The organism is Mesorhizobium sp. P2_E7 (assembly GCF_056403855.1).
In genome coordinates this window covers 162,323-186,323 of sequence record NZ_JBFUER010000008.1, presented here as the reverse complement: position 1 = coordinate 186,323, position 24,001 = coordinate 162,323, and the positions used below count along the sequence as shown (strand labels likewise).

Annotated in this window: 21 protein-coding genes; 5 read left to right on the top strand and 16 right to left on the bottom strand. The window is 63.6% G+C overall.

Annotated features, from left to right (window positions below; all coding sequences use genetic code 11):
- Positions 1-2: 2 nt before the first annotated feature.
- The 12 genes from AC1DYC_RS28470 to AC1DYC_RS28415 all read right to left on the bottom strand — a co-directional run bounded on the left by AC1DYC_RS28470 (position 3) and on the right by AC1DYC_RS28415 (position 13,143).
- Positions 3-1,151: an acyl-CoA dehydrogenase family protein gene (locus tag AC1DYC_RS28470; protein ID WP_477411016.1), complete on the bottom strand. Its 1,149-nt coding sequence runs from the start codon at positions 1,149-1,151 to the stop codon at positions 3-5.
- Positions 1,151-1,963 carry an enoyl-CoA hydratase family protein gene (locus AC1DYC_RS28465; protein ID WP_477411015.1) on the bottom strand — a complete coding sequence of 271 codons (813 nt, stop codon included), beginning with the start codon at positions 1,961-1,963 and terminating at the stop codon, positions 1,151-1,153. Before AC1DYC_RS28465 ends, AC1DYC_RS28470 begins: the two co-directional genes overlap by 1 nt.
- A complete protein-coding gene (locus tag AC1DYC_RS28460) occupies positions 1,960-2,430 on the bottom strand; it encodes a MarR family winged helix-turn-helix transcriptional regulator (protein WP_477280145.1) in 471 nt (156 codons plus the stop codon). Before AC1DYC_RS28460 ends, AC1DYC_RS28465 begins: the two co-directional genes overlap by 4 nt.
- The gene (locus tag AC1DYC_RS28455) at positions 2,424-3,197 is read right to left on the bottom strand and encodes an SDR family NAD(P)-dependent oxidoreductase (RefSeq protein ID WP_477411014.1); all 774 of its coding nucleotides are present in this window, start codon (positions 3,195-3,197) and stop codon (positions 2,424-2,426) included. Before AC1DYC_RS28455 ends, AC1DYC_RS28460 begins: the two co-directional genes overlap by 7 nt.
- On the bottom strand, positions 3,194-5,488 hold the full coding sequence (locus AC1DYC_RS28450; protein ID WP_477411013.1) for a bifunctional salicylyl-CoA 5-hydroxylase/oxidoreductase: 2,295 nt from the start codon (positions 5,486-5,488) through the stop codon (positions 3,194-3,196). Before AC1DYC_RS28450 ends, AC1DYC_RS28455 begins: the two co-directional genes overlap by 4 nt.
- A 143-nt stretch (positions 5,489-5,631) precedes the next feature.
- Complete coding sequence (locus AC1DYC_RS28445; protein WP_477411012.1) at positions 5,632-6,231, bottom strand: VOC family protein; 600 nt, start codon at positions 6,229-6,231, stop codon at positions 5,632-5,634.
- A 77-nt stretch (positions 6,232-6,308) separates the two neighbouring features.
- Positions 6,309-7,139 carry an ATP-binding cassette domain-containing protein gene (locus AC1DYC_RS28440; protein ID WP_477411011.1) on the bottom strand — a complete coding sequence of 277 codons (831 nt, stop codon included), beginning with the start codon at positions 7,137-7,139 and terminating at the stop codon, positions 6,309-6,311.
- On the bottom strand, positions 7,132-8,010 hold the full coding sequence (locus AC1DYC_RS28435) for an ABC transporter ATP-binding protein (protein ID WP_477411010.1): 879 nt from the start codon (positions 8,008-8,010) through the stop codon (positions 7,132-7,134). The genes AC1DYC_RS28440 and AC1DYC_RS28435 overlap by 8 nt, the downstream gene beginning before the upstream one ends.
- A complete protein-coding gene (locus tag AC1DYC_RS28430; protein WP_477411009.1) occupies positions 8,007-8,855 on the bottom strand; it encodes an ABC transporter permease in 849 nt (282 codons plus the stop codon). The genes AC1DYC_RS28435 and AC1DYC_RS28430 overlap by 4 nt, the downstream gene beginning before the upstream one ends.
- The gene (locus tag AC1DYC_RS28425; protein WP_477411008.1) at positions 8,848-9,855 is read right to left on the bottom strand and encodes an ABC transporter permease; all 1,008 of its coding nucleotides are present in this window, start codon (positions 9,853-9,855) and stop codon (positions 8,848-8,850) included. Before AC1DYC_RS28425 ends, AC1DYC_RS28430 begins: the two co-directional genes overlap by 8 nt.
- Positions 9,856-9,926: 71 nt before the next feature.
- Positions 9,927-11,456 (bottom strand): ABC transporter substrate-binding protein, encoded by a 1,530-nt coding sequence (locus AC1DYC_RS28420; protein WP_477411007.1) that lies wholly within the window; start codon positions 11,454-11,456, stop codon positions 9,927-9,929.
- Between the two features lie 112 nt (positions 11,457-11,568).
- Entirely contained in the window at positions 11,569-13,143 is a 1,575-nt protein-coding gene (locus AC1DYC_RS28415) for a phytoene desaturase family protein (protein WP_477411006.1), read from the bottom strand.
- 119 nt (positions 13,144-13,262) lie between these two features.
- Here AC1DYC_RS28415 and AC1DYC_RS28410 point away from each other — a divergent pair, with 119 nt between their 5' ends.
- Genes AC1DYC_RS28410 through AC1DYC_RS28390 form a run of 5 tightly spaced genes read left to right on the top strand, consistent with a single transcriptional unit; the run spans position 13,263 to position 19,894 of the window.
- The gene (locus tag AC1DYC_RS28410; RefSeq protein WP_477280136.1) at positions 13,263-14,054 is read left to right on the top strand and encodes a cyclase family protein; all 792 of its coding nucleotides are present in this window, start codon (positions 13,263-13,265) and stop codon (positions 14,052-14,054) included.
- Between the two features lie 16 nt (positions 14,055-14,070).
- Entirely contained in the window at positions 14,071-15,642 is a 1,572-nt protein-coding gene (locus AC1DYC_RS28405) for a phytoene desaturase family protein (protein WP_477411005.1), read from the top strand.
- Entirely contained in the window at positions 15,642-16,124 is a 483-nt protein-coding gene (locus AC1DYC_RS28400; protein WP_477411004.1) for a MarR family winged helix-turn-helix transcriptional regulator, read from the top strand. The genes AC1DYC_RS28405 and AC1DYC_RS28400 overlap by 1 nt, the downstream gene beginning before the upstream one ends.
- A 43-nt stretch (positions 16,125-16,167) precedes the next feature.
- Positions 16,168-18,321 (top strand): thiamine pyrophosphate-dependent enzyme, encoded by a 2,154-nt coding sequence (locus AC1DYC_RS28395; RefSeq protein ID WP_477411003.1) that lies wholly within the window; start codon positions 16,168-16,170, stop codon positions 18,319-18,321.
- On the top strand, positions 18,314-19,894 hold the full coding sequence (locus tag AC1DYC_RS28390) for an indolepyruvate oxidoreductase subunit beta family protein (RefSeq protein ID WP_477411002.1): 1,581 nt from the start codon (positions 18,314-18,316) through the stop codon (positions 19,892-19,894). The genes AC1DYC_RS28395 and AC1DYC_RS28390 overlap by 8 nt, the downstream gene beginning before the upstream one ends.
- Before the next feature lie 652 nt (positions 19,895-20,546).
- On the opposite strand, the gene AC1DYC_RS28385 is transcribed toward AC1DYC_RS28390, so the two are convergent.
- The 4 genes from AC1DYC_RS28385 to AC1DYC_RS28370 form a co-directional block, all read right to left on the bottom strand.
- Positions 20,547-21,194, bottom strand: coding sequence for a helix-turn-helix domain-containing protein (locus tag AC1DYC_RS28385; protein WP_477411001.1), 648 nt, complete (start codon positions 21,192-21,194; stop codon positions 20,547-20,549).
- Positions 21,195-21,276: 82 nt separating this feature from the next.
- Complete coding sequence (locus tag AC1DYC_RS28380) at positions 21,277-21,657, bottom strand: response regulator transcription factor (RefSeq protein WP_477411000.1); 381 nt, start codon at positions 21,655-21,657, stop codon at positions 21,277-21,279.
- A 120-nt stretch (positions 21,658-21,777) separates the two neighbouring features.
- On the bottom strand, positions 21,778-22,398 hold the full coding sequence (gene fixJ / locus AC1DYC_RS28375) for a response regulator FixJ (protein WP_477411042.1): 621 nt from the start codon (positions 22,396-22,398) through the stop codon (positions 21,778-21,780).
- A complete protein-coding gene (locus AC1DYC_RS28370; RefSeq protein ID WP_477410999.1) occupies positions 22,385-23,905 on the bottom strand; it encodes a PAS domain S-box protein in 1,521 nt (506 codons plus the stop codon). Before AC1DYC_RS28370 ends, fixJ begins: the two co-directional genes overlap by 14 nt.
- Between the last annotated feature and the right edge of the window lie 96 nt (positions 23,906-24,001).

Sequence of the window (24,001 nt, the reverse complement as noted above, 5' to 3'; positions counted from 1 at the left end):
CGTCAGGCCGAACCCATCACTTGCCGCGCAATCACCACCTTCTGCACGTCGGAAGCGCCCTCATAAATGCGCAGCGCGCGGATTTCGCGATACAGGCTCTCGACGATATGGCCTTTGCGCACGCCGTCGCCGCCATGCAGCTGCACGGCCTTGTCGATCACCTCTTGCGCCTTGTCGGTGGCGAACAGCTTGGCCATCGCCGCCTCGCGGGTGACGCGCGCGGCGCCCATGTCCTTGGTCCACGCAGCGCGGTACACCAGCAGCGCTGCCGCATCAACGTCCAGCGCCATGTCGGCGACATGGCCTTGCACCATCTGCAGCTCTGCCATCGGCGCGCCAAACAGTTTGCGCTCGGCAACCCTGCTGATGCTTTCGTCGAGCGCTCGGCGGGCAAAGCCGAGTGCCGCCGCGCCGACCGTCGAGCGGAACACGTCAAGCACCGACATGGCGATGCGGAAGCCGTCGCCCGGTTTTCCGATCAGCGCCGAAGTTGGCACCCGGACCTGGTCGAAGGAGAGCCGCGCCAGCGGATGCGGCGCGATCACTTCAAGGCGCTCGGCGATGCCAAGCCCCTTGGTGTCGGCAGGCACGAGAAAGGCGGAAAGCCCCTTGGCGCCCGGCGCCTCGCCGGTGCGGGCAAAGACGACGTAAAGATCGGCGATGCCGCCATTGGAAATCCAGGTCTTCTCGCCGTCGAGGGTGTAGAAGTCGCCATCGCGGCTCGCCGCCATTTCGGTGTTGGCGACATCCGAGCCGGAGCGTGGCTCCGACAGCGCGAAGGCCGAGATTGCCTTGCCGGCCCTGGTCTTCGCCAGCCACTGCTGCTGCTCCGGCGTGCCGAACAGGCTGAGCGCGCCGGTACCGAGACCCTGCATGGCGAAGGCGAAGTCGGCCAACCCGTCATGGCGCGCCAGCGTCTCGCGCGTGATGCACAAAGTGCGGACATCGAGCGGTCCCGGATTGTCCGTATCGAGCGCCGTCGGTTTCAGCCAGCCGTCACGGCCAAGCCTGGCCACCAGCTCGCGGCAGGCGGCATCGACGTCATGGTGATCGACGGGAAGGTTTTTCGCGCACCATGCTTCCAGCCTTTCGGCCCATTCGCGGTGGCGATCTTCAAAGAACGGCCAGTCGAGGAAACTCTTGTCAGCCATCAATTGCCCTCGAACACCGGTTTTTCCTTGGCCACGAAGGCCTTGTAGGCGCGCTCGAAGTCACGCGTCTGCATGCAGATCGCCTGCGCCTGCGCTTCCGCCTCGATCGCCTGGTCGAGGCCCATCGACCATTCCTGGTTGAGCTGCGTCTTGGTGATTCCGTGCGCGAAGGTCGGGCCGGAGACGATGCGCGCCGCCATCTCGAGCGCGTCGGCTTCGAGCGCCGCCGCATCGACCAGCCTGTTGTAAAAACCCCAGCGCTCGCCTTCCGCCGCCGTCATCGTGCGGCCGGTGTAGAGCAGCTCGGCGGCACGGCCCTGGCCGATGATGCGCGGCAGGATCGCGCAGGCGCCCATATCGCAGCCGGCAAGGCCGACGCGGGTGAACAGGAAGGCGGTCTTGGCCTCCGGCGTGGCGATGCGGATATCGGCGCTCATGGCGATGATGGCGCCGGCGCCGACCGCGACACCGTCGACCGCCGCGATGATCGGCTTGCCGCAGTTGAGCATCGCCTTGACGAAATCGCCGGTCATGCGCGTGAAGGCGAGCAACTCCTTCATGTCCATCTTGACCAAGGGGCCGATAATGTCGTGGACATCGCCACCCGAGCAGAAATTGCCGCCATTGGACAGGAACACCACGGCGTCGACATCGTCGGCATAGACGAGGTCGCGGAACGTATCGCGCAGTTCCGCATAGCTGTCGAAGGTCAGCGGGTTCTTGCGCTCCGGCCGATCGAGCCGCACCCTGGCGATCCTGCCTTCGACCTGCCACAGGAAGTGTTTCGGCTTGAGGCCGGCCATCGAACTCATTCGCGTCCCTCCCAGTTGCTGCGGAACGAGGTCAGCATGCCGGTCAGCCGGCGCGCATCCTCCTCGCTGACCTTACCCAGCAATTCGCCGATCCAACCCTCATGCGCCGCGGCCATTGCGGCAAAGGTTTTGGACCCCTCATCGGTCAGTCGCACCATTGATGTACGGCGATCGCCATTGCGGCGCGCGCGGGCAACCAGGCCTTCCGAAACCAGCCGGTCGACAATGCCGGTGACATTGCCGTTGGACACCAGCAGGAAGCGCGACAGGTCGCTCATCAGCATGCCTTCTGGTGCGCGGTAGAGGGCGGCCATGACGTCGAAACGCGGCAGCGTCGTATCGAATTCTTTCTTCAGGCGCTCGCGCAGCTCGGCCTCGATCGTGCGCGAGGCCCGCAGCAGCCTGATCCAGAGACGCAGCCGGTCCTTGCCGGGTCCCGACGGCGCGGGCAATGGGCCGGCTACCATGTTTCGCCTCCTGAGATCGAAATTGCCTGTCCGGTGATCGAGGCCGCCGCATCGCCGCACAGCCACAGCACCGCCGCGGCAACCTCCTGCGGCTGGATGAAGCGGCCTTGCGGGTTGGTCGAGGCAAGGCTAGACCGCGCCTCGCCAGCCGAGCGGCCGGTTTTTTCGACAATGCGCTGGACGGATGCTTCCAACATGTCTGTCTCGACGAAACCCGGGCACACGGCGTTGACGGTGACGCCGGATTTCGCCGTCTCGGCCGCCAGCGCGCGCATCAGCCCGACCACGCCATGCTTGGCCGCCACATAGGGCGCGACATAGGCGTAGCCTTTCAGCCCCGCGGTCGACGCGACGAAGACGATCCGGCCTGCCTTGCGCGCGGCCATGCCGGCCAGCGCCGGCTTTACCGTCAGGAAGGCGCCGGTCAGATTGACGTCGAGCGTCCGCTGCCAGTCGGCAAGCGAGGTCCGGTGCGCCGGCGTGCTGCCGGCCATGCCGGCATTGGCAACGACGATACCGAACGGGCCGCGCAGGGCTTCCGCATGCGCGTAGAGCGCCGTCATCGCCGCCTCGTCGGTAACATCGGCCGATATGGCGTGGATGCGGTCGTTCTCGCCGGCCACCTTGGCAAGCTCGGCGTCGCGCCGCCCGCATATGGTCACCTCGATGCCCGCCTCGGCCAGCACGAGTGCGATGGCCCGGCCGACGCCGGAACCGCCGCCGGTGACCAGCGCATGTTTGCCGAAGATCACTGTGGCTGTCGTCATACTTTCAGCCCCGCCGCTGCATCGCGCTCGGCCAGCCGGTAGATCTGGTCGCGTCCGGGCAGATAGGGATCCGGCCATTTGACACCACGGTCGCCAAGCGTCACGGCCGCATGCAGCGTCCAGTAGGGATCGGCGAGATGCGGCCGTGCCAGTGCCACCAGGTCGGCGCGGCCGGCCATCAGGATCGAATTGACATGGTCCGGCTCGTAGATGTTGCCGACGGCCATCGTCGCCATGCCGACCTCATTGCGGATGCGGTCCGAGAACGGCGTCTGAAACATGCGGCCATAGACAGGCTTGGCGGCGATCGAGGTCTGGCCTGCGGAGACGTCGCATATATCGACGCCGGCTTCATGCAGCATCCGTGCGATCTGCACCGCATCGGCCGGCGTCACTCCCTCGATGCCGACCCAGTCATTGGCCGAAATGCGCACCGAGATCGGCTTTTGCGCCGGCCAGGCGGTGCGCACCGCATGGAAGATTTCCAGGGGATAGCGCATGCGATTTTCGAGGGAACCGCCATAGCCATCCGTGCGCTGGTTGGTAACCGGCGTGATGAAGGACGACAAAAGGTAGCCGTGCGCGGCATGGATCTCCAGCATGTCGAAGCCGCAACGATCAGCCATCTCGGTGGAGGCCAGGAACTCGTCGCGCACCCTGTCCATGTCGGCGCGATCCATCGCCTTCGGCACCTGGTTCTGCGGCGACCATGCGATCGCCGAGGCCGCCATGACCGGCCAATTGCCCGAGGCGAGCGGCACGTCGGTGCCTTCCCAACCGATACGGGTTGAACCCTTGGCGCCGGAATGGCCGACCTGGGCGCAGATTTTCGCCTCGGTCTCGCTGTGGACGAAATCGACAAGCCGCTTCCACGCCACCTCATGGTCGGGCGCATAGAAGCCGGGACAGCCGGGCGTAATGCGTCCTTCCGGGCTGACGCAGGTCATCTCGATATAGACAAGCCCGGCGCCGCCCTTGGCGCGCTCGGCATAGTGGGCGAAATGCCAGTCGGTCGGGCAGCCGTCGACGGCCTTGTACTGCGCCATCGGCGAAACAACGATGCGGTTGTTGAGCTGCATGTCGCGCAGCTTGAACGGCGCGAACATCGGCGCCCGGCGCTGCCTGTTGCCGCCCCCGCCCGCCTGGCGCTGGAACCATTCCTCGGCGCTTTCAAGCCATTTGGCATCGCGCAGCCGCAGATTCTCGTGGCTGATGCGCTGCGAGCGGGTCAGCAGTGAATAGTTGAACTGCACCGGGTCGAGGCCGAGATAGCGCTCGACCTCCTCGAACCATTCCAGCGAATTGCGCGCCGCCGACTGCAGCTTCAGCACCTCGGTGCGGCGCGCATCCTCATATTTGCGGAAAGCGGCGTCGAGGTCCGGTTCGGTTTTGACATATTCGGCCAGTGCCACAGCACTTTCCAAAGCGAGCTTGGTGCCGGAGCCGATCGAGAAATGCGCCGAGGCCGCAGCGTCGCCCATCAGCGCCAGATTCTTGTAGGACCAGCGTTCGCACAGCACGCGCGGGAAATTGATCCAGGCTGAACCACGGATGTGATTGGCATTTGTCATCAGCGCATGGCCGCCGAGGTGCCTGGCAAAGATGCGCTCGCACACCGCGATCGATTCCTGCTGCGACATCGCACCGAAGCCGAAGGCCGCCCAGGTCCGTTCGCTGCACTCGACGATGAAGGTCGCTGTCTCGCTGTCGAACTGATAGGCGTGCGCCCACACCCAGCCATGCTCGGTCTTCTCGAAGATGAAGGTGAAGGCGTCGTCGAATTTCTGCTTGGTGCCGAGCCAGACGAATTTGCATTTGCGGGTGTCGATGTCGGGCTTGAAGACATCGACGAAAGTGTTGCGTGCCCTTGAGTTCAGCCCGTCGGCGGCAACGACCAGATCATGCGTCTCCATATAGGGCTGGGGGTCGGCGATATCGCTTTCGAACATCAGCTTGACGCCGAGTTCGCGCGCCCGGCGCTGCAGCAGGGTCAGCAGCCGCTTGCGGCCGATGCCGCAGAAACCGTGGCCCGACGAGACCGTGCGCACGCCGTCATGGATGACGGCGATGTCGTCCCAATAGGCGAAATGCTTCTTGATCCAGACAGCGCTGACCGGGTCGTTCTTGGCAAGGTTGTCGAGTGTTTCGGCCGACAGCACGACGCCCCAGCCGAACGTGTCATCGGCGCGGTTGCGCTCGAACACCGTGACCTCGTGCGCAGCGTCCCGCAGCTTCATCGAAATGGCAAAGTAGAGGCCGGCTGGTCCGCCGCCGAGAACCGCAACCTTCATCCGTGCGATCTCCTCTTCGCTTGCTGCACCCCAAGTATTGCGCCGGAGGTAAAATATTTCAAGCTTAAAGTTTCATATTGGAATGACTGCCCGGGCAATGGGTGGCGCGCTTGCGGATCGGACCCGCAAACGCGCTCTGGAAATCACTTGTCCGGGTTCTTCGGGCTCCACAACACGGTCTCGGCGCTCTTCTCATAGGCCATCCCATCGGGATAGCTGATCGCCTCCAGTTGCAGCCCCCATGGCGCCTGGAAATAGAGGATGGTCTGGCCGGCGGCCGGACCTTCCTTGACCGGCAGCGGCCCCATCCGCGTCTTCACGCCCTTGCCATCGAGATAGGCTTTCGCGGCCGCAACATCATCGACATACAAGGCAATGTGAAAGCCGCCGATGTCGCTGTTCTTCGGCGTCAAATCCTTCTGGTCGGGCGCGGTGTATTTGAACAGCTCTATGTTCGACCCATAGCCGCAACGCACCATGGTGACCTGCTCGATGACAGCCTTCGGATCGACACCCAGAAGGTCCTGCATGAAGGTGCCCTTGTCGTCAGCGAACGGACCGAACGACATCGCCTTCTTGCAGCCGACCACTTCGGTGAAGAAGTCGACCGCCTGCTTCATGTCGGGAACCGTGATGCCGGTATGATCGTGGCCGCGCATGCCGGGGATCGAATCGGCCGAGGCCGCTCCCACCGAGCCGAACAGGATCGCGGCAAGCATCGTGCCGCGGGTTGCATAGTTCATGTTACCCTCCGTTCGCGGGCTGATTTTGCTTTTCTGCACGTCCGAGGCCCGCTGTTCGGCGTGCAGGATGAACAGTCCTATGCCGGCGCTTTCGCTACCGGCCGCAGCCAGTCCGCATCGATCTCAGGCAGTGGAATGGCGGCAAGCAGGTCGCGCGTGTAGGTCTCCCTGGGGTTGTCGAACAGCGCATCGGTGGCGCTCGCCTCGACGATCCTGCCCTCGCGCATGACGATCACTTGCTGGCAGAGCCGCCTGATCACCGACAGATCGTGGCTGATGAAGGCGACGGTCAGCCCCATCTCCGCCGCCAGCCTCTCCAAAAGCGTGAGGATCTGCGCCTGCGTCGACACGTCGAGACCGGAAACGATCTCGTCGGCGAGCACGAATTTCGGCGACAGCGCCAACGCACGCGCAATGCCGACGCGCTGGCGCTGGCCGCCCGACAGCTGGTGACGATAGCGGCTGGCGAAGCTTTGCGGCAGGCCGACGCGATGCAAGGCTTCGGCGACGCGCTCCCTAAGCCTGTCGCCGAGCCCGTTCTGCTTGAGCGGCGCGGCAATGATGCTGGCGATGGTGCGGCGCGGATTGAGCGACGACATCGGGTCCTGGAAGATCATCTGCAGATCGCGGCGCAGCGGCCGCAGCTCCGCCTCCGGCAGATGGGTGATATCGCGGCCCTCGAAATGGATGCTGCCGGCGCTCGGCTCCAGCAGCCTGACCAGCGCGCGGCCAAGTGTCGATTTTCCGGATCCGGATTCGCCGACGATGCCGGTCACCGACCCGCGCGGCAGATCGAAGTCCAGGCCTTTCAAAATCTCGGCCAGCGGCGCGCGGCCGATCAGCGGCTTGCGGGTCATGTCGGGCAGCGCAACCTTCAGCCCGCGCACGGAGATGAGCGGCTCAACCACGCGGCCGCCTCCACGCCTGGTCTGCCGCGGCGATCTCGGCGGCAAGCCCGGCCAGCACGGTCTCGTCCACCGGCTTCAGCGAGGCGAAGGGATCGGTGTAGCGCGGCGTCGCAGCCATCAATGCCCGCGTATAGGGATGCTCAGGCGCGGAGAAGAGTGCGGCCGTGTCGGCCTCTTCCACCACCTTGCCGGCATAGAGCACCGACACTTTCTGGCTGATCTTGGCAACGACACCGAGATCGTGGGTGACGAACAGGATCGCGGTGCCGTGCTCGCGCTGCAATTCGGCGATCAGGTGCAGGATCTGCTTTTGCACGGTGACGTCGAGCGCGGTGGTCGGCTCGTCGGCAACAATCAGCCGTGGCTCGGCGGCGAAGGCCGCGGCTATCAGCACACGCTGGCGCATACCGCCGGACAGTTCATGCGGATAGCTCTTCAGCACGCGGTCCGGATCGCGGATCTGCACCTCGTCCAGCAGTTGCCGGATGCGCGTGTCGGCCTTCTCTCCGCTCCAGCCGAGGATGCGCACCAGCCGGTCGGTCATTTGCGGGCCGATGCGCCGCGACGGGTTGAGTGCGGTCAGCGGATCCTGCGGGATCAGCGCCGTACGGGCGCCGATCAGCGTGCGCCTTGCCTTGGGCTGCAGTCTGCCGAGGTCTTCGCCTTCGAGTGCCATCGTGCCCTCGACGATGCGCACGCTGGACGGCAACACGCCGAGCACCGCCTTGCCGATCATCGTCTTGCCGGCGCCGCTCTCGCCGACCAGTGCGCGCACCTCGCCGGGTTGAACGGACAGCGAGACCGAGCGCAGCACGCGCAGCCCGTTCGGCAGCACGGCGCTCAGATCGCTTATGTCGAGGCAGGCGCTCATCGCAGCACCGGATCGAAGCGTGTCTTCAGCGCTTCGCCGAACTGGCTGAACGACAGCACGGTGAGGATCAGCGTGATCAGCGGAAACACCAGCACCCACCAGGCTTGGTGGATCGACAGCCGGCCCTCGGCGATGATGCCGCCCCAGGTCGGATCGTCGGTCGAGATCGACAGATTGACGAAGGACAGGATCGCCTCGACGATGACGGCGATACCCATTTCCAGCGACAGCAGCGCCACGATCGACGGCACCACATTGGGCAGCACTTCGCGCAGCATGATGCCGATGCGACCATAGCCGGCGATGCGGGCGTTCTCGACATAGTCCATGCGCGACTGGCCCATCGCTTCGGCGCGGATCACCCGGCAAAAGCGCGTCCAGTCGATGATGGCGATGGCGAGGATCACGGAACTCAGGCCGGTGCCGAGCACCGCGACCAGCAAGATGGCGAACAGCACCGGCGGAAACGCCATCCAGACATCGACGATGCGCGAAATGATGCGGTCGGCCCAGCCGCCGAAATAGCCTGCGATGAGCCCGAGCGTCGATCCGACCAGGCACGCGGCGATCGCCGCCGCGAAAGCCACGATAAAGGCGATACGGCCGCCGAAGATCAGGCGCGAGAGGAGATCGCGACCGAGACTGTCGGTGCCCAGCCAATAGCCGGGCTCGGCGCCATCGAGCCAGAAGGGCGGCAGCCGCTCCAGCATCAGATCCTGCGCCAGCGGATCCTGCGGCGCCACCAGCGGCGCAAAGATCGCGGCCAGCAGTGCCAGCAGCAGCCAGCCGCCGGCCAGCCACAGCCTCGGGCTCAATCCGCGCCTGGGGATGCGCGCCTCATCCATGACGCAGCCTCGGATTGAGCAGCGCGTACATCATGTCGACCGCAAGATTGATCAGCACAAACAGCAATGCGAACACCAGCACGATGCCCTGGATCAGCGGCAGGTCGCGATTGATGACGGCGTCGATCGCCATGTTGCCGAGCCCCTCATAGGAAAACAGCCGCTCGACGATGACCGTGCCGCCGATGAGGAAAGTGAACTGCACGCCGACCAGGGTCAGCGTCGGCAGAGCGGCGTTCTTCAGCGCCTCGCGCAGGATGACCTGCGTCTCGGAAAAACCCTTCACCCGCGCCAGCACGACATAGTCGAGGTCAAGCACTTCCTTCAGCGACTGCTTCAGCAACTGCGAGATGATTGCCGCCAGCGGCAGAGCCAGCGCCACGGCCGGCATCAGCATGTGCTTGAGCAGATCCCAGGTCAGGTCGAGGCGCAGCCGAAGCAAGCTCTCGAAGAAATAGAACTGGGTGACGAAGGGCAGGTCGAGTTGCGGCGACACCCGGCCGGAAATGTCGAAGATCGGTATCAGCACACCGAACAAAAGGATCAGCACCAGGCCCCACAGGAAATCGGGAATCGAGAGGGCCGCGCCGCTCGCGATGTCGATGCCGGCCTCGACCGCCGTGCCGCGTTCGCGCGCGCCGAGGATCGCCGTCGTGCCACCGAGCGCCACCGCCATGATCAGCGCGACGATGGCGAGTTCCAGCGTGGCCGGCAGCCGGTTGAAGACGAGGCTAAGCACATCTTGCCGCAGCGAAATCGAGGTGCCGAAATCGCCCCTGACGACACCGGACAGCCAGATGAAGAACTGCTGCACGATGGTCTTGTCCAGTCCGTAGAGCGCCCGCAGTCGGTCGATATCCTCCTGGGTCGCACCGGGCGGCAGCATCATGGCGATTGGATCGCCGGGAGCGACGCGAATGACGACGAAGACGACGACGGCGACGCCGAACAGCGTGACCAGCATCGTCAGAAGACGGATCAGAAATCTTTGCAGAAGCATGGTCGCCTGTATTTCCGGCGAAAAGGGGCGCGCCACCGGTTGCGGTGGCGCGCATTCAGTCTATGCCGATATCAGGCCGGGGTCATCAGCGCCGGCAGCAGCGCACCGGACACATGCTGCACCACATTGACGCCCTTGGCATGCACGATCGGCTGCGCATACTGAATCAGCGGCAGCACATAAGCCTGCTCGGCGATGTATTTGTCGACCGCCTTCCAGCCGGCAATGCGCTTGGCCTCATCCTTCTCGCCCCACAGCGGGTTGATCATGTCGATCAAATCCTGGCTGTCCCACACCGAGTGCGGGCTCGGGCCGTACATGGCAAAGCCGGTCGACGTCGTCGGATCGCCGATGGCGTTGCCCCAATTGTAGAAGGCGGCCGGCGCCAGCTTGTCGGCGGCGCGCAGTTCATAGTGCTTGGCGATCTCGTAGACCTCGATCGTTGCCTCGATGCCGACCTTGCGCCACATGCCGACGATCGCCTGGATCATCTCATAGTCCTTGGGCTTGAACCCCTTGGTCGTCTGGATGGTGAACTTGACCGGCTTTTCGGGCGAATAACCGGAAGCCGCGAGCAGCTCCTTGGCCTTTTCCGGATTGTGCTCGACCTTGATCGAGGCATCGAAGGCCGTGTACTCCGGCGTCTCCAGCGTCGCGATCGGCTGGCCATAGCCGCGCAGCAGCCGCTTGACCAGAAGCTCCTTGTCCACCGCCATGACGGCAGCCTGGCGGACGTTCTTGTCCAGCATCGCCTCTATGTCGTTGAAGAAGATCATGCCGATATCGGAAACGTTCTTGCACGAGCCGGCGAGCCCGTCCTTGGCGACCAGCCGGTCATACTCCTCATAGGGGATTTCGAGCGTCACCTGCGAGGAACCGGATTCGATCTCGGCCACGCGGCTCGCCGCATCGGTGACGAACTTGATCGTCACGTTCTCGAAGGCCGGCTTGCCGCCCCAATAGTTCGGGTTGGCCTTCAGCCGCAGGAAGGCGTTGCGCTCGAATTTTTCCACCATATAGGGGCCGGTGCCGATGGGCGCCTTCTCGAAGCCTTCGGCGCCGACCTTCTCGTAGTAGGCCTTCGGCAGGATGTAGCCGGTCAGGAACGACATCCATTTGAAATAGACCGGGTCGAATTGCACGACGTCGCCGGTGATCTTGTTGCCGTCGATCTTGAAATTGTTGACGTTCTTCCAGACGAACTGGATCGGGTTGCCGGTCTTTTCGTCGCCCGCCCGCTGCAGCGACCAGACCACGTCCTCAGGCGTGAAGGGCGAGCCGTCATGCCATTTGACACCTTCGCGCACCGTCATTGTCACCTTGGTGCGATCCTCATTCCAGCCCCATTCGGTGAGCAGGCCTGGCGCGAAAGAGAGGTCCGGCTTCTGCGGAATGAACTGGTCGAACACCGACTGGTAGAGACCCTGGATGGTCGGGTTGACCGCCGAGGGTCCGGTGGTCGGGTCCCAGGACGGCAGGTTGACGTTGTAGGCGATGGTCAGTTCGCCGGCCGCCGCCTTGGCGATCTGCGGCAGGCCGACTGCCGCCACGCCAAGTGCCGCGGCACTGTATCCCAGCAATTCGCGTCTGTTGATTGTCATGTTGGTTCCCCTTGTTGGTTTTGTTGTCTTTGCGTTGCACTGTCAGTTTATCGGTCCGGGCTTCGCGGGCAGCAGCGCCTTGCCTCTCGTCGCCTTCATGAAATCTCCCGAGCTACCTCCCGCCAAGCTGTTGCGCGAGCATGAAGCCCGAGGCCGCGCCGGTGCCGGCACCGGGCCATGTCGCGGCGCCTATGAGATGCAGATTGGCGACCGGCGTGTTCCAGCCGGCATAACCTCGCGCCGGGCGGAACAGGAAATTCTGCGCCAGATGATGGCTGCCGCAGACCTGATCGCCGCCGACGAGGTTGGGGTTCTCACGCTCGAGGTCGATGGGTGAGAACACTGCACGGCCGAGGATTTTTGCACGCAGGCCGGGCGCATAGGTCTCGATGATGTCGAGCACGCGCTCGGCATAGGCATCCTTGACCTGATCCCAGTGCGCGGGCGCGATCTTGCCGACCGCATCGCCAGCGATTTCGGCGGGCAGCATGCGCACCTGCACCCACAATATGTGCTTGCCCTGCGGTGCGCGCGACGGATCGATCGCGGTCGGCTGGCCGACGACCAGAACGGGCTCGTCCGGCAGCACGCCCGCCATCGCCTGCTGGTAGGTGCGCGACATCGCATCGAGCGATGGCGACAGATGCACATAGGCGAACTGGCGCAGCTCGGCACCGGCGCGCCAGTCCGGCAAATCGTCAAGCGCCAGATGGATCATCATCGTGCCTGGCGCATGCCGGAACTTTTTCATCGCCGTATCGAAGCCTGCGTCGCCGGAGCCGTTGGGCAGCAACTTGCCGGTCAACGCCTTGGGCGCAACGCCAGCTATCACAGCCTTGGTCGCCGTATGCGTCGCACCAGAGGCGAGCCGCACGCCTGATGCCTTGCCTCCGGCAACGGTGATTTCGGCCACTTCGGCACCGGTTACGATCTTGCCGCCGGCCGAGGTGACCATGCCCGACAGCGCCCGGATGATGGTGTCGGCGCCACCCTTGCCCAGCACCATGCCAAAGCTCTGGTTGGCCATCGATTCCAGATAGGGGAACACCGCACCGCCGGCTATGTCGGGCGCGAAGTCGAGATGCATGCCCCAAGTGGCAAGCGTTGCCCGCACATGGGCGGACTCGAAGTTTTCTTCCAACCAGGCGCGAGGCGATGACAGCAAAAGCCGACCGGTGTCGAGCGCGCCGGACATGCCCTTCTTGCGCCACAGGTTCCAGGCGGTGCCGGCAAGCGCGCGGGCACTCATCGGCGAGCCCAGCAGCCGGAACAAATGCTCGGCCTCGCCTGGGAAGGCGGCAACGAGCTTGCGCCATGTCGCGGCATCGGCTGCGGAGAACGCGGCCATGCGGCTGGCGGTTTTTTCCAGATCGTTGCTGACGCCAAACCAGCGTCCATCCGGGAAGGCGCTGGCGAAACAGTCGGCCACCGGCGCGAACTCGAGGCCCTGCGCTTTCAATTCATTTGCATATTTCCGGTGGAAGTCGGAGCCGGCAAACAGGCTCAGATTCATCGCGCCGAAATCGTGACGGAAGCCTGGAAGGGTAAATTCTCGGGTCTGGACGGCGCCGCCGATTGCTGCACTGCGCTCAAATATACCGGTTTTCCAGCCTTTGAGCGCCAGATGCGCGGCGCATGCCAGACTGTTGTGGCCCGCCCCGACAAAGATGGCGTCGAACTCGCTCACGCCCCGTTCCCATTTCCTTTATGCTTAAAGATAATTGCAGATGCATATGTTTTCGTCTAGTAGGATATTAAGGGCCGAGACGAGCCTTGATGATCATCAGAAAGAGGGAACCTCAGACCATGGACACGCAAAAACTCCTCGGCGAAGTCGCCGGCCAGCTGCTTTCAGGCGCCATCAAGGTGGTCGACCTCTCGGCGCAACTCGGGCCGGACACGCCGCTGATCAAGCTGCCGCCGGAGCTCGCCGTCGACACGCCGAAGGTCGAGATCCACTCGATCTCCCGCTATGACAAGAACGGCCCGTGGTGGGCGTGGAACTGGCTGAAGCTCGGCGAGCATTCGGGCACGCATTTCGACGCGCCGCAGCATTGGATCACCGGCAAGGATTATCCGGACGGCGCCACGGACACCATTCCGGCGCAGAACTTCGTCGGCCCGGTCAATGTCATCGACTGCTCGAAGGAAGCCGCAGCCGACCACGACTTCCTGCTCACCGTCGACCATATCAAGGCATGGGAAGCCAAGCATGGCGCCATCAACGCCGGCGAGTGGGTGGTGATGCGCACCGACTGGTACAAGCGCAACGGCTCGGAAGCCGAGTTCCTCAACGCCAATGAGACCGGCCCGCATACGCCAGGCCCGACGGCTGAAGCCATCCAGTATCTGATCAGCAAGGACATCAAGGGCTGGGGCTCGGAGACGATCGGCACCGACGCCGGCAAGGCCGGCGGCATGGAGCCGCCATTCCCGGCGCACACGCTGATGCACAAGGCCAACCGCTACGGTCTGGCCAGTCTCTGCAATCTCGACCAGTTGCCGCCGAAAGGCGCTATCCTGATCGCTGCACCGCTCAAGATCGAACACGGCACCGGCAGCCCGATCCGCGCGCTGGCGCTTGTGTCGAAAGGCTAAGCGAAGGCACGCTGAAGTGAGCCAGCCGGATCACATCGTCGTCGGCAGCGGCATCAACGCGCTGGTCTGCGCGGCGATGCTCGGCGGCAAGGGCGCGAAGGTGCTGATCCTCGAGCGCAACGACCGCATCGGCGGCTGCATGCGCACCGAGGAGATCACCGCGCCCGGCTTCATCCATGATGTGATGGCGACGACTTTTGTGCTGTTCATCACCTCGCCGGCCTTTGCGGCACTGGGCGGCGATCTCGCCCGGCATGGACTGGAGTTCTGCCACACCGGCACGCCAACCGGCGTGCTGCGACCGGACGGCAGCCATGCCGTGCTCAGCACCGACCGCGCCGCCAATGTCGCGGCAATCAACGCGATTGCCGCCGGCGATGGCGACCGGCATGCGGGCGATGTCGGCAGCATCGAGCGCAATGCCGGCCTGCTGTTCGGCCTGCTCGGCGGCAGCCTATGGTCTTATCCGACGGCGAAACTGCTGGCCGGCGATGCCTGGCGGCGCGGCCCGCGCGGTCTTGCCGCCTTCCTCGGCGAAGCTTTGGTGCCGGCGCGCGGCTGGCTGGAAAGCACCTACCAGTCCGAGACCGTCCGCGCGCTGTGGGCGCCGTGGGTGCTGCATGCCGGGCTTGGACCGGAAGACGCCTTCTCCGGCCAGATCGCCAAGGTCATCGCCTTCGCGCTGGAGGCGGCCGGCGCGCCGATCGTCAAGGGCGGCGCAAAGACCCTGCTCGCCGCCTTCGAAGCCCTTATCCGCGAACGTGGTGGCGACATCCGCACCGGCGCCGATGTCGCCTCGATCGTTCAGAGCGGTGGCCGCGCGAGCGGCGTCCGGCTGGCTTCCGGTGAAACGATTACGGCCAACAAGAGTGTCATCTGCTCGGTCACGCCGACGCAGCTTTATGGCCGGCTGCTCGGCAGCGAGGCTCCCGAAGCCGATATCGAAGCAACGCGGAAATATCGCTACGGCAAGGGCAATTTCCAGATCCACTACGCCCTGGACAAGCCGCCGGCATGGCGCGGCGAAGGTCTGGACAAGGTTGCGCTGCTGCATCTGACGCCGGGGCTCGATGGCGTGTCGAAGGCCTGCAACGAGGCGGCGCGCGGCATGCTGCCGGAAGTGCCGACCATCTGCGTCGGCCAGCCGCATGCGCTCGATCCGACGCGCTGTCCGGAGGGCAAGGCGATCCTGTGGCTGCAACTGCCCGAGGCGCCCCGGCATATCAAGGGCGACGCGGCCGCCAAACTGCAAGCACCGGCGGATGGGCAGTGGACCGACGCGCTGCGCGAAGCCTATGCAGATCGCGCCGAAACCATCCTTGCCAGCCACATCGACGGCTTCAAGGACAGCGTGATTGCTCGGCGCGCCTATTCGCCGACCGATCTCGAAGCGATGAACATCAATCTGGTCGGCGGCGATCCCTACGGTGGTTCGTCCACCATTGACCAGTCGTTCCTCTGGCGGCCGTTCAAGACCAGCCGCAACCATCAAACAGGCATTAAGGGCCTGCATCACATCGGCGCTTCGACCCATCCGGGCGCAGGCCTGGGCGGCGGCTCCGGCTTTCTCCTGGCAGGGAGGCTGTGATGGATCAGAAGACCCCGGAAAAGCGCCAGCGCATTTCGACGCTCGGCCAGATCGGCCTGCAGCAATTCGCGCCCTATCTGATGAACCGCATCATGGGCCGCTACAACGCCACCTTGCGTGACGATTTCCGCAAGCAGGGCCTGACCATTCCGCAGGTCCGCACGCTGGCCGTGCTGTCGGTCACCGACGGCGTCACCGTCAACGACCTCTCGGTCTACACCGTCATCGAGCAGTCGACCTTGAGCCGCACGCTCGACACGCTGGAAGGGCAAGGCTTCGTGCGGCGCGAGCAGGGTGTCACCGACAGCCGCATCCGCCATGTCTTCCTGACCGATGAGGGCCGCGCCGAGTTCACCCGCGCCTGGCCAGCCATGCATGACGCGTTCGAAGCAATGTTCGACGACATAGACGACGCGGAATATGCCGCGCTGATCGCGACGCTTTTGAAGATGCTCAAGAACATTCGCAAACACGACATCTAGACGTAAGCGCCGGCCGCATGGCCGGCAACGGAAGGTTGGAAAAATGGCCGAACGGTCTTTTGCCAAGGAAGTCGAAAAACTGAGGCTCGGCGCCGGCGAGGAGTTTGCCGGCGAAGGCATCCTCGCCATCACCAAGGCGCTCTTGCAGTGCGGCGTCGGCTATGTCGGCGGCTACCAGGGCGCGCCGATCAGCCACCTGATGGATGTGCTGGCCGACGCGCAGGATATTCTGGGCGAGCTCGGCGTGCATTTCGAGGCCAGCGCGTCGGAAGCCACCGCCACCGCGATGCTGGCAGCCTCGGTGCACTACCCCATTCGCGGTGCCGCCACGTTCAAGTCGACCGTCGGCACCAATGTCGCTTCCGATGCGCTCGCCAACCTCGCCTCCGGCGGGGTCACCGGCGGGGCGCTGATCATCGTCGGCGAGGACTATGGCGAAGGCTCCTCCATCATGCAGGAACGCAGCCATGCCTTCGCCATGAAAAGCCAGGTCTGGCTGCTCGACCCGCGCCCCAATCTGCCGTCGATCGTCAAGGCGGTGGAGGACGGCTTTGAACTGTCCGAGGCCTCCAACACGCCGGTCATGCTTCAGGTCCGCATCCGCTGCTGCCATGTCCATGGCCATTTCATCGCCAAGAACAACAAGCGCCCGCCGATGACGGTGGCCGACGCGCTCGACGCGCCGCGCCGCGATACCGGCCGCATCGTGCTGCCGCCCGCCTCCTTCCTGCACGAGAAAGAGAAGGTCCAGAAACGCTGGCCGGCGGCCGTGGACTTCATTCGCGATAACAAGATCAACGAATTTTTCGGCTCGGACAACGGCTCCGTCGGCATCGTCATGCAGGGCGGCATGTACAATTCGGTCATCCGCGCCCTCCAGCGTCTCGGCCTCGCCGACACCTATGGCGAGACGGATGTGCCGCTCTATGTGCTCAACGCCGTCTATCCGCTGATCGACGACGAGTTCCTGTCCTTCTGCGAAGGCAAGCAGGCGGTGCTGGTGGTCGAGGAAGGCCAGCCCAACTACATCGAGCAGGCCTTTGCCGCCATGCTGCACAAGGCCCTGCGCGGCACCAGGCTGGTCGGCAAGGAGTATCTGCCGATGGCCGGGGAATATACCGGCCAGGTGATGCTCGACGGCATCGGCGCCTTCCTGCGCGCCGAGGCCCCGCATCTCTTGCCGGGTGAAGTGCGCGCGCCCAACAAGGTCGGCGACGGCGTCGACACCGCTGATCTGATCAACGTCGTGCCGGGCCGGCCGCCCGGCTTCTGCGTCGGCTGTCCAGAACGGCCAATCTTTGCTGCGACAAAACTGGTCGAGCAGGAACTCGGCAAGCATCACATCGCATCCGACATTGGCTGCCATTTGTTCTCGATCATGCCGCCCTTCGAGCTTGGCGCCACCACCATGGGCTACGGGCTCGGGCCGGCGTCGGCCTCGGCCTTCAATTCGCCTGACGCCAAGCGCCGCTCGATCTCCTTCGTCGGCGATGGCGGCTTCTGGCACAACGGCCTGACCTCCTCGATCGGCAACGCCGTGTTCAACAAGAACGACGGCGTCATCGTCATCGTCGACAATTTCTACTCGGCCGCCACCGGCGGTCAGGACATTCTCTCCTCCCGCGCGGGCAACAAGACCAAGTCGACCAAGCATCCGATCACCGAGGCAGTGAAAGGCATGGGCGTCAAATGGCTGCGCCACATCGACCGCACCTATGATGTCGGCAAGATGCAAGACACGCTGCGCGAGGCGCTGACAACGGAGGAGAAAGGTCCCAAGGTTATCGTCGCCTCGTCCGAATGCATGCTCAATCGCCAGCGCCGCGAAAAGCCGCTGGTCGACCAGGCGATCAAGGGCGGGACCCGTGTCGTCAAGCCGAAGTTCGGCGTTGACGAGGACATCTGCACCGGCGACCACGCCTGCATGCGGCTGTCCGGCTGCCCGTCGCTGTCGGTGAAGTCGCTCGACGATCCCTTGCGCGACGATCCGGTGGCATCGATCGACCAGAGCTGCGTCGGCTGCGGCAATTGCGGCGAGGTGGCGGACGCCGCCGTGCTGTGCCCATCCTTCTACCGCGCCGATGTCGTGCACAATCCGAGCCGATGGGATCGCTTTTTGGAGGGCGCCCGCCGCGTCGTGATCGGCCTGATGCAACGCCGCCGCGAGAGCCGGCGCCTGACCTTTGCCGATGCTTGACGCTGTCCCGCCATTCAGCGCCCGGAGCGGCGCACAGGACGACGAGCGCGTCATCAAGCTCGCCGTGCTGGCGGTCGGCGGCCAGGGTGGCGGCGTGCTGGCCGACTGGATCACCGACGTTGCCGAGCGCAATTCCTATGTTGCGCAATCGACCTCGGTCGCCGGCGTCGCCCAGCGCACTGGCGCTACGATCTACTACGTCGAGATGGCCCGCGATACCGGCCGGCTGCCGGTCTTTGCCCTGTCGCCTTCGCAAGGCGACGTCGACATATTGATCGCTGCCGAGCTGATGGAAGCCGGCCGCGCCATCATCAGAGGCTTCGTCACGCCCGATCGCACCACGCTCATCGCTTCTTCACACCGTATTGCCGCCGTGTCGGAAAAGATCGAGCCGGGTGACGGCCGGGCCTCGTCTTCCAAGGTACACGCGACAGCGCAAGCTGCATCGAAACGCTTCATCGCCTTCGACATGGAAAAGATCGCCGCCGACAATGGCTCGATGATCTCTGCCAGCCTGCTTGGCGCGCTGGCCGGCTCCGATGCGCTGCCGTTTCCACGCGAAAGCTACGAACAGGCGATCGGCGTCGGCGGCCGGGGCGTGAAAGCCAGCCTCGCCGCCTTTGGCGCCGCCTTTGATCGCGCCCGCGGTACCAGTTCACCAGCGCCACAGGCGGCGGAACCCGCGGTCGCCAGGATTGGCCTGGATGCGGCGGGAAAAGTCAGCGGACCGCAAAGCCTGCTGCAAGGTTGGCAGGCCTTGGCGGCTCGCGTCGCTGCATTTCCGGAGCCCTTGCGCGACATGGCGCTGCGCGGCCTGAAAAAGGTCGTCGACTACCAGGACATCGCCTATGGCGGCGAGTATCTCGACCGGCTCGACCGGGCGGTGGCGCTGGATAGCGACGGCCATGCCTATGCGCTATCCATCGCCGCCGCGAAGCATCTCGCCAACGCCCTGTGCTATGACGATATGATCCGCGTTGCGGATCTGAAAACGCGGTCAACGCGCGACCGGCGTGTGCGCAAGGAGGTCGGCGTCAAGGACGGTTCTATCCTGCAAGTGACCGAATATTTCCATCCGCGCATCGAGGAGTTCTGCGGCACGATGCCGGCGGGGCTCGGCAGCTACATCGAGAGCCGGCCGAAACTCGCCGCTTTTCTCGACCGGCGCATCAACCATGGCCGCCGCATTCGCACCGACAGCTTTGCCGGTTTTGCGGCCCTCTGGTTCATCGGCGGCCTGCGCCGCTGGCGCCGCCGGCTGTTGCGCCACAAGGTGGAGACCGCACATCTGGAGCGCTGGTATGCGCTGGCGCTCCGCCACGTGCCTCAGGACTACGCGTTGGCCACAGAAATCCTCAACTGCCGCCGACTGATCAAGGGCTACAGCGACACCCATATCCGCGCCCAGTCGAAATTCGACCGCGTCCTGTCGGCGCTCGATCTGGTCAAGGGCCGCGACGACGCTGCCGACTGGATCAGGCGGTTGCGCGAGGCCGCGCTGAAGGACGAGAAAGGCGACATGCTCGATGGCGCGCTGAAGACGGTGGCGTCATTGTCCGATCGTAGTGTGTGAGGAGGAGGAGGTTGACCTTGATGGTCCCGAAGTCGGCGACAGATGTCGTGCTCTCCGCTGCAGGCGGACTGCCCGGCGAACTCTACTGCACCTGGAGATCGATCGGCGTCGGCACATTCGAGTCCAAATATGGCTTCTCAGTACGCTACGTCGCAGATTGGCGTGCTTCGGCGGCGTTTGGGTAAGGCTGAATCACTCCCACTCGATTTTTGCAAGCCATGATAACCGACTGATTTTGAAGAGTAATTAATTTTCGTTCAACACAGATACCGTCGAACACACCGTCAAAAATCTGGGCTTTTGATTTCACTGGCGAATTTTCGCTGCTAGATAGAAATCCGAGCTTCGCGGACTATCGATAGGACCGGTCGATTTTTCACAGACCGGATGCAGGTCAGATCAAAAACGTTCACCGTACATTCTCGCTCTATTTTCCTTTTTCACCGACGGGCTCTGGGGGTGGGATCTGCGACTGCGGCGGCACAGTGTCCGAGCCGACCACGCTGTCGATCCGAGGTGGGGCAACGTCGATCTTCCGGGACGATCTAGAAGCCCAAGCGATAGCGGTCGAAGAGCGGTTCGGATCGGATGCATCTGCGGCTGTGCCGCACATGTGGCCATATCGGCTACTGCTACGACTGGTGTTTAGAGATCATTCGGACATGGAACGGAGCGTTTCAGGCTTGCGGATTTCGAGGATACGAAGTCCGTGAAACCTGAGCACACCCTTGTCGCGCAATCTCGATAGCACGCGCGATACCGTCTCTATCGTGAGGCCGAGGTAGTCGCCGATATCCTGTCGGGACATCGGCAGCTCGATCTGAGCGAGATCTCCCTGTCGTCCAGCCATGTCGACCAGGAAAGCGGCGATGCGTTCGATCGCTGTCTGCCGGCCGACCACCAGCAAATGTTCCTGGGCCCGCACCATGCAGCGAAGGGCAAGCGGCAAAAGTTCGCGCGATCTGTCCAGGCCAGCCACCGGCCGGAATGTCCGCAGTCCGGTCGAGACGATGGCCTCGGCAAAGAAATGATGGACAAGGTCCGCTTCAAACCCGAACGTCTCTCCCCCCAGATGGAAAGCCGTGATCTGCCTGCGACCATCGGCAAGCAGCCGGTAGATGCGGACCGCGCCGAACTCGATCTGGTAGTGGGAAGCGACCTTTTCGCCCTGAGCGTAGATTTCCCAACCTGCGTTGAAGAACGAGAGCGGCACCGGCCGGCCATCATTCGACACGTCTAGTTGCGGGGCCAGGGCGGTGAGGATCTCGAAGGGCACCCGAGTGTCGGCAATCGCATTCATGGCTGTTCCCTTAATTTCGGTGGGATAGCCATCGCGCGGAATGCCGGTCTGCGAAATTGGGTTATGTCCTAAGGGATTCTACTTAGTCAGCAAGGTGGGTGGCTTGGTCAGCCGGGACGTAGCGGGCCGAAAAGGCCTGCACCATGTCGATCAGGTCGCTCCCCTCGACCGGTTTGGTCAGGACGGCGAACCCGTCGGCGCCGGCGGATGGATCAACGTCTTCGACAAGCAGAATCACCCGCCCGGCGAAACCGGCAAGCGGCTGGCGCCCGGCAGGGCTGAGCCGGATCGCACTTTCATCGACAATGAGGCAGGCCGCGGCATTTGCCTCGTGCGAAGCCTCGACTGTTGAAAGCGACGCATGCGATTCAACCGCGAAGCCTTCGACTTCGAGCGCGAACTCGAGCGAACGCCTCAGCCCCGGGTCGGGCGCCACGACTAGTATGGTTTTGGCGGCGGGCAAGGTTCGCGGCTTCCGGATTTGCCAGCGAGGTCATCCCGCCAGTCATTTCACAACAAGCGGCAATCTGGAGCTTCACGCCTTGCGCCAGATCAATCCTTGTGAAACAGGGCCTTGCGAAATTCAGGCTGGCCCGAAACCGGCGGCCAATGCCATCCGCACAAGCTGCGGCAGGCTTGTTGCCTGCATCTTGGCCATGACGCTGGCGCGGTGCACCTCGACGGTGCGCGGGCTGATATTCAGATCATAGGCAATCGACTTGTTCGGCAATCCAGCCACCACGCCTGAGAGAACCTGGCGTTCACGGTCGCTCAGCCGTCCAAGCCTTGCCTGTATCGAAACGACGTCGTCGAATTCCAGCGGTTTGTCGACAAGTTGTTCGGCTGCGCGCTGGATGGCTTCGATCAGGACGACGTCCTCGAACGGCTTCTCGATGAAATCCGTTGCGCCGGCCTTCATCGCTTCGACCGCCATGGGAACGTCGGCGTGACCAGTGATGACAACGGCCGGAAGCGAGGCGTTTGCGCTCACGAGATTTCGCAAAAGCTCCACTCCGGTCATGTCAGGCATGCGCAGGTCGGTCACCAGAACGCCATTTCTGATGCTTGAAGCCGCAGCCAGAAAGTCGGTTGCGCTCTCGTGCATCTTGACCGCGAATCCCGACATCGTGAGCAGAAAAGCCAACGACTTCCTGACCGGTTCCTCGTCATCGACGATGTGAACGATATAGTCACCCGTCTCCATGTCCGTCCTCTTCCGTAAATGCGGGGAGCGTGAACCTGAACGTCGCCCCACCAGCGGCGTTCTGGCTCACCGTCATCGTTCCGCCATGCGCCTCGACGATCCGCTTGGAGATCGACAGTCCAACCCCCATGCCGCCAGGCTTTGTCGTCACGAAGGGTTTGAAAAGCTGGGCCGAAATCTCCTCGGAAATCCCTGGCCCGGTGTCTTCGACGACAACGGCGATTTCGCCATCCTGCGCGGCATAGGTGCGCACGACAAGCTCGCGGCGCGCGCTGTCGTGCATGGCGTCCATGGCATTGCGCATCAAATTGGTCAGCACCTGTTGAATCTGTATGCGGTCGACCATCACGGTTGCCGGTCCAGGCGCGAAGTCGAACACTGTCCGCACCCCGCGCTCGCGCGATCCCACCAATGCCAGGGCTCCCGCCTCTTCCACCAGGCTGCGAATGTTCTCCGGTGCTTTGTCGGTGGCGCCTTTGGTGACGAATTCGCGAAGATGGCGAATGATCTGCCCCGCACGCAGCGACTGCCTTGCTGTTTCTTCCAGTGCGGCCCTCATCCTTGTTGCCACGGCGTCGTCCATGTCGCGCAGCAGGCGGGCGCAGCCTTGAACGTAATTGGCAATCGCCGAAAGCGGTTGGTTCAGCTCGTGAGCGAGCGTCGAGGCCATTTCGCCAAGTTCGTTGAGGCGTGCCAACCTTGCCAGTTCGCCCTGGATTTCATGCAGACGTGCCGCCGATTCTTCCCGTTCCGTAAGGTCTCGAATGAAGCCGGTAAAATAGATCTTGTCACCCGACTTCATCTCGCCGACCGCCAATTTCATCGGAAACGTCGAGCCGTCCTTGCGGCGGCCGACAACAACGCGGTCGATTCCGATAATCCGTTTTTCCCCAGTGGTCAGGTATCGGTGCATATAGCCGTCATGCTCGTGGCGATAAGGCTCCGGCATCAGGAGGCGCACATTCTCTCCGACCACCTCGGCCTCGGCGTAGCCGAACTGCCGCACCGCGGCGGCATTGAACGAAACGATCGTGCCGTCCTTCTCGATGACGACGGTCGCGTCGATCACCGTGTCAAGAATGGAGCGAAGATGGGCCTCCCGCGCGTTGAGCGCGCTTTCGGCCCGATCGATTGCCTTGCTGGCGCGGTGCAGGAGTTCGCCCATCCAGGCAATCGCCAGGCCGACAAGGGCGAAGACGACGAGTTCAACCGGATTTTGCGCACGATCAGACTGAAGATTGTCCAGCCAGAACGCTCCGCCCAACGAAAGCGCCACGGACAACAGCCCAGGCCAGATTCCACCGGCGATCGAGGCGACGAGGATAGCCGGGGTGAAGAGAGTAAATGTCGCCCGGTCTTCGAGCAGTCCCTGCAACAGAAGCCGCAGCAGGACAGCGGCTGCGACCATGACAATCGCCAGCAAATAGCCATCGCGTCCTTCGAAACGGCGAGACAGCACCGCTTGCAGGAAGCGCCCTTTGATACCGGTAATGTCCCGCGCTGGCATAAAATTCGTTACCGCTGAGCTGAAAGGCTGCCCCCAAGCTCAGCCAACCTAGCTGAACGTTCGTCACTTAGCGCACTTTTTCCGTTCGTTCCCGAA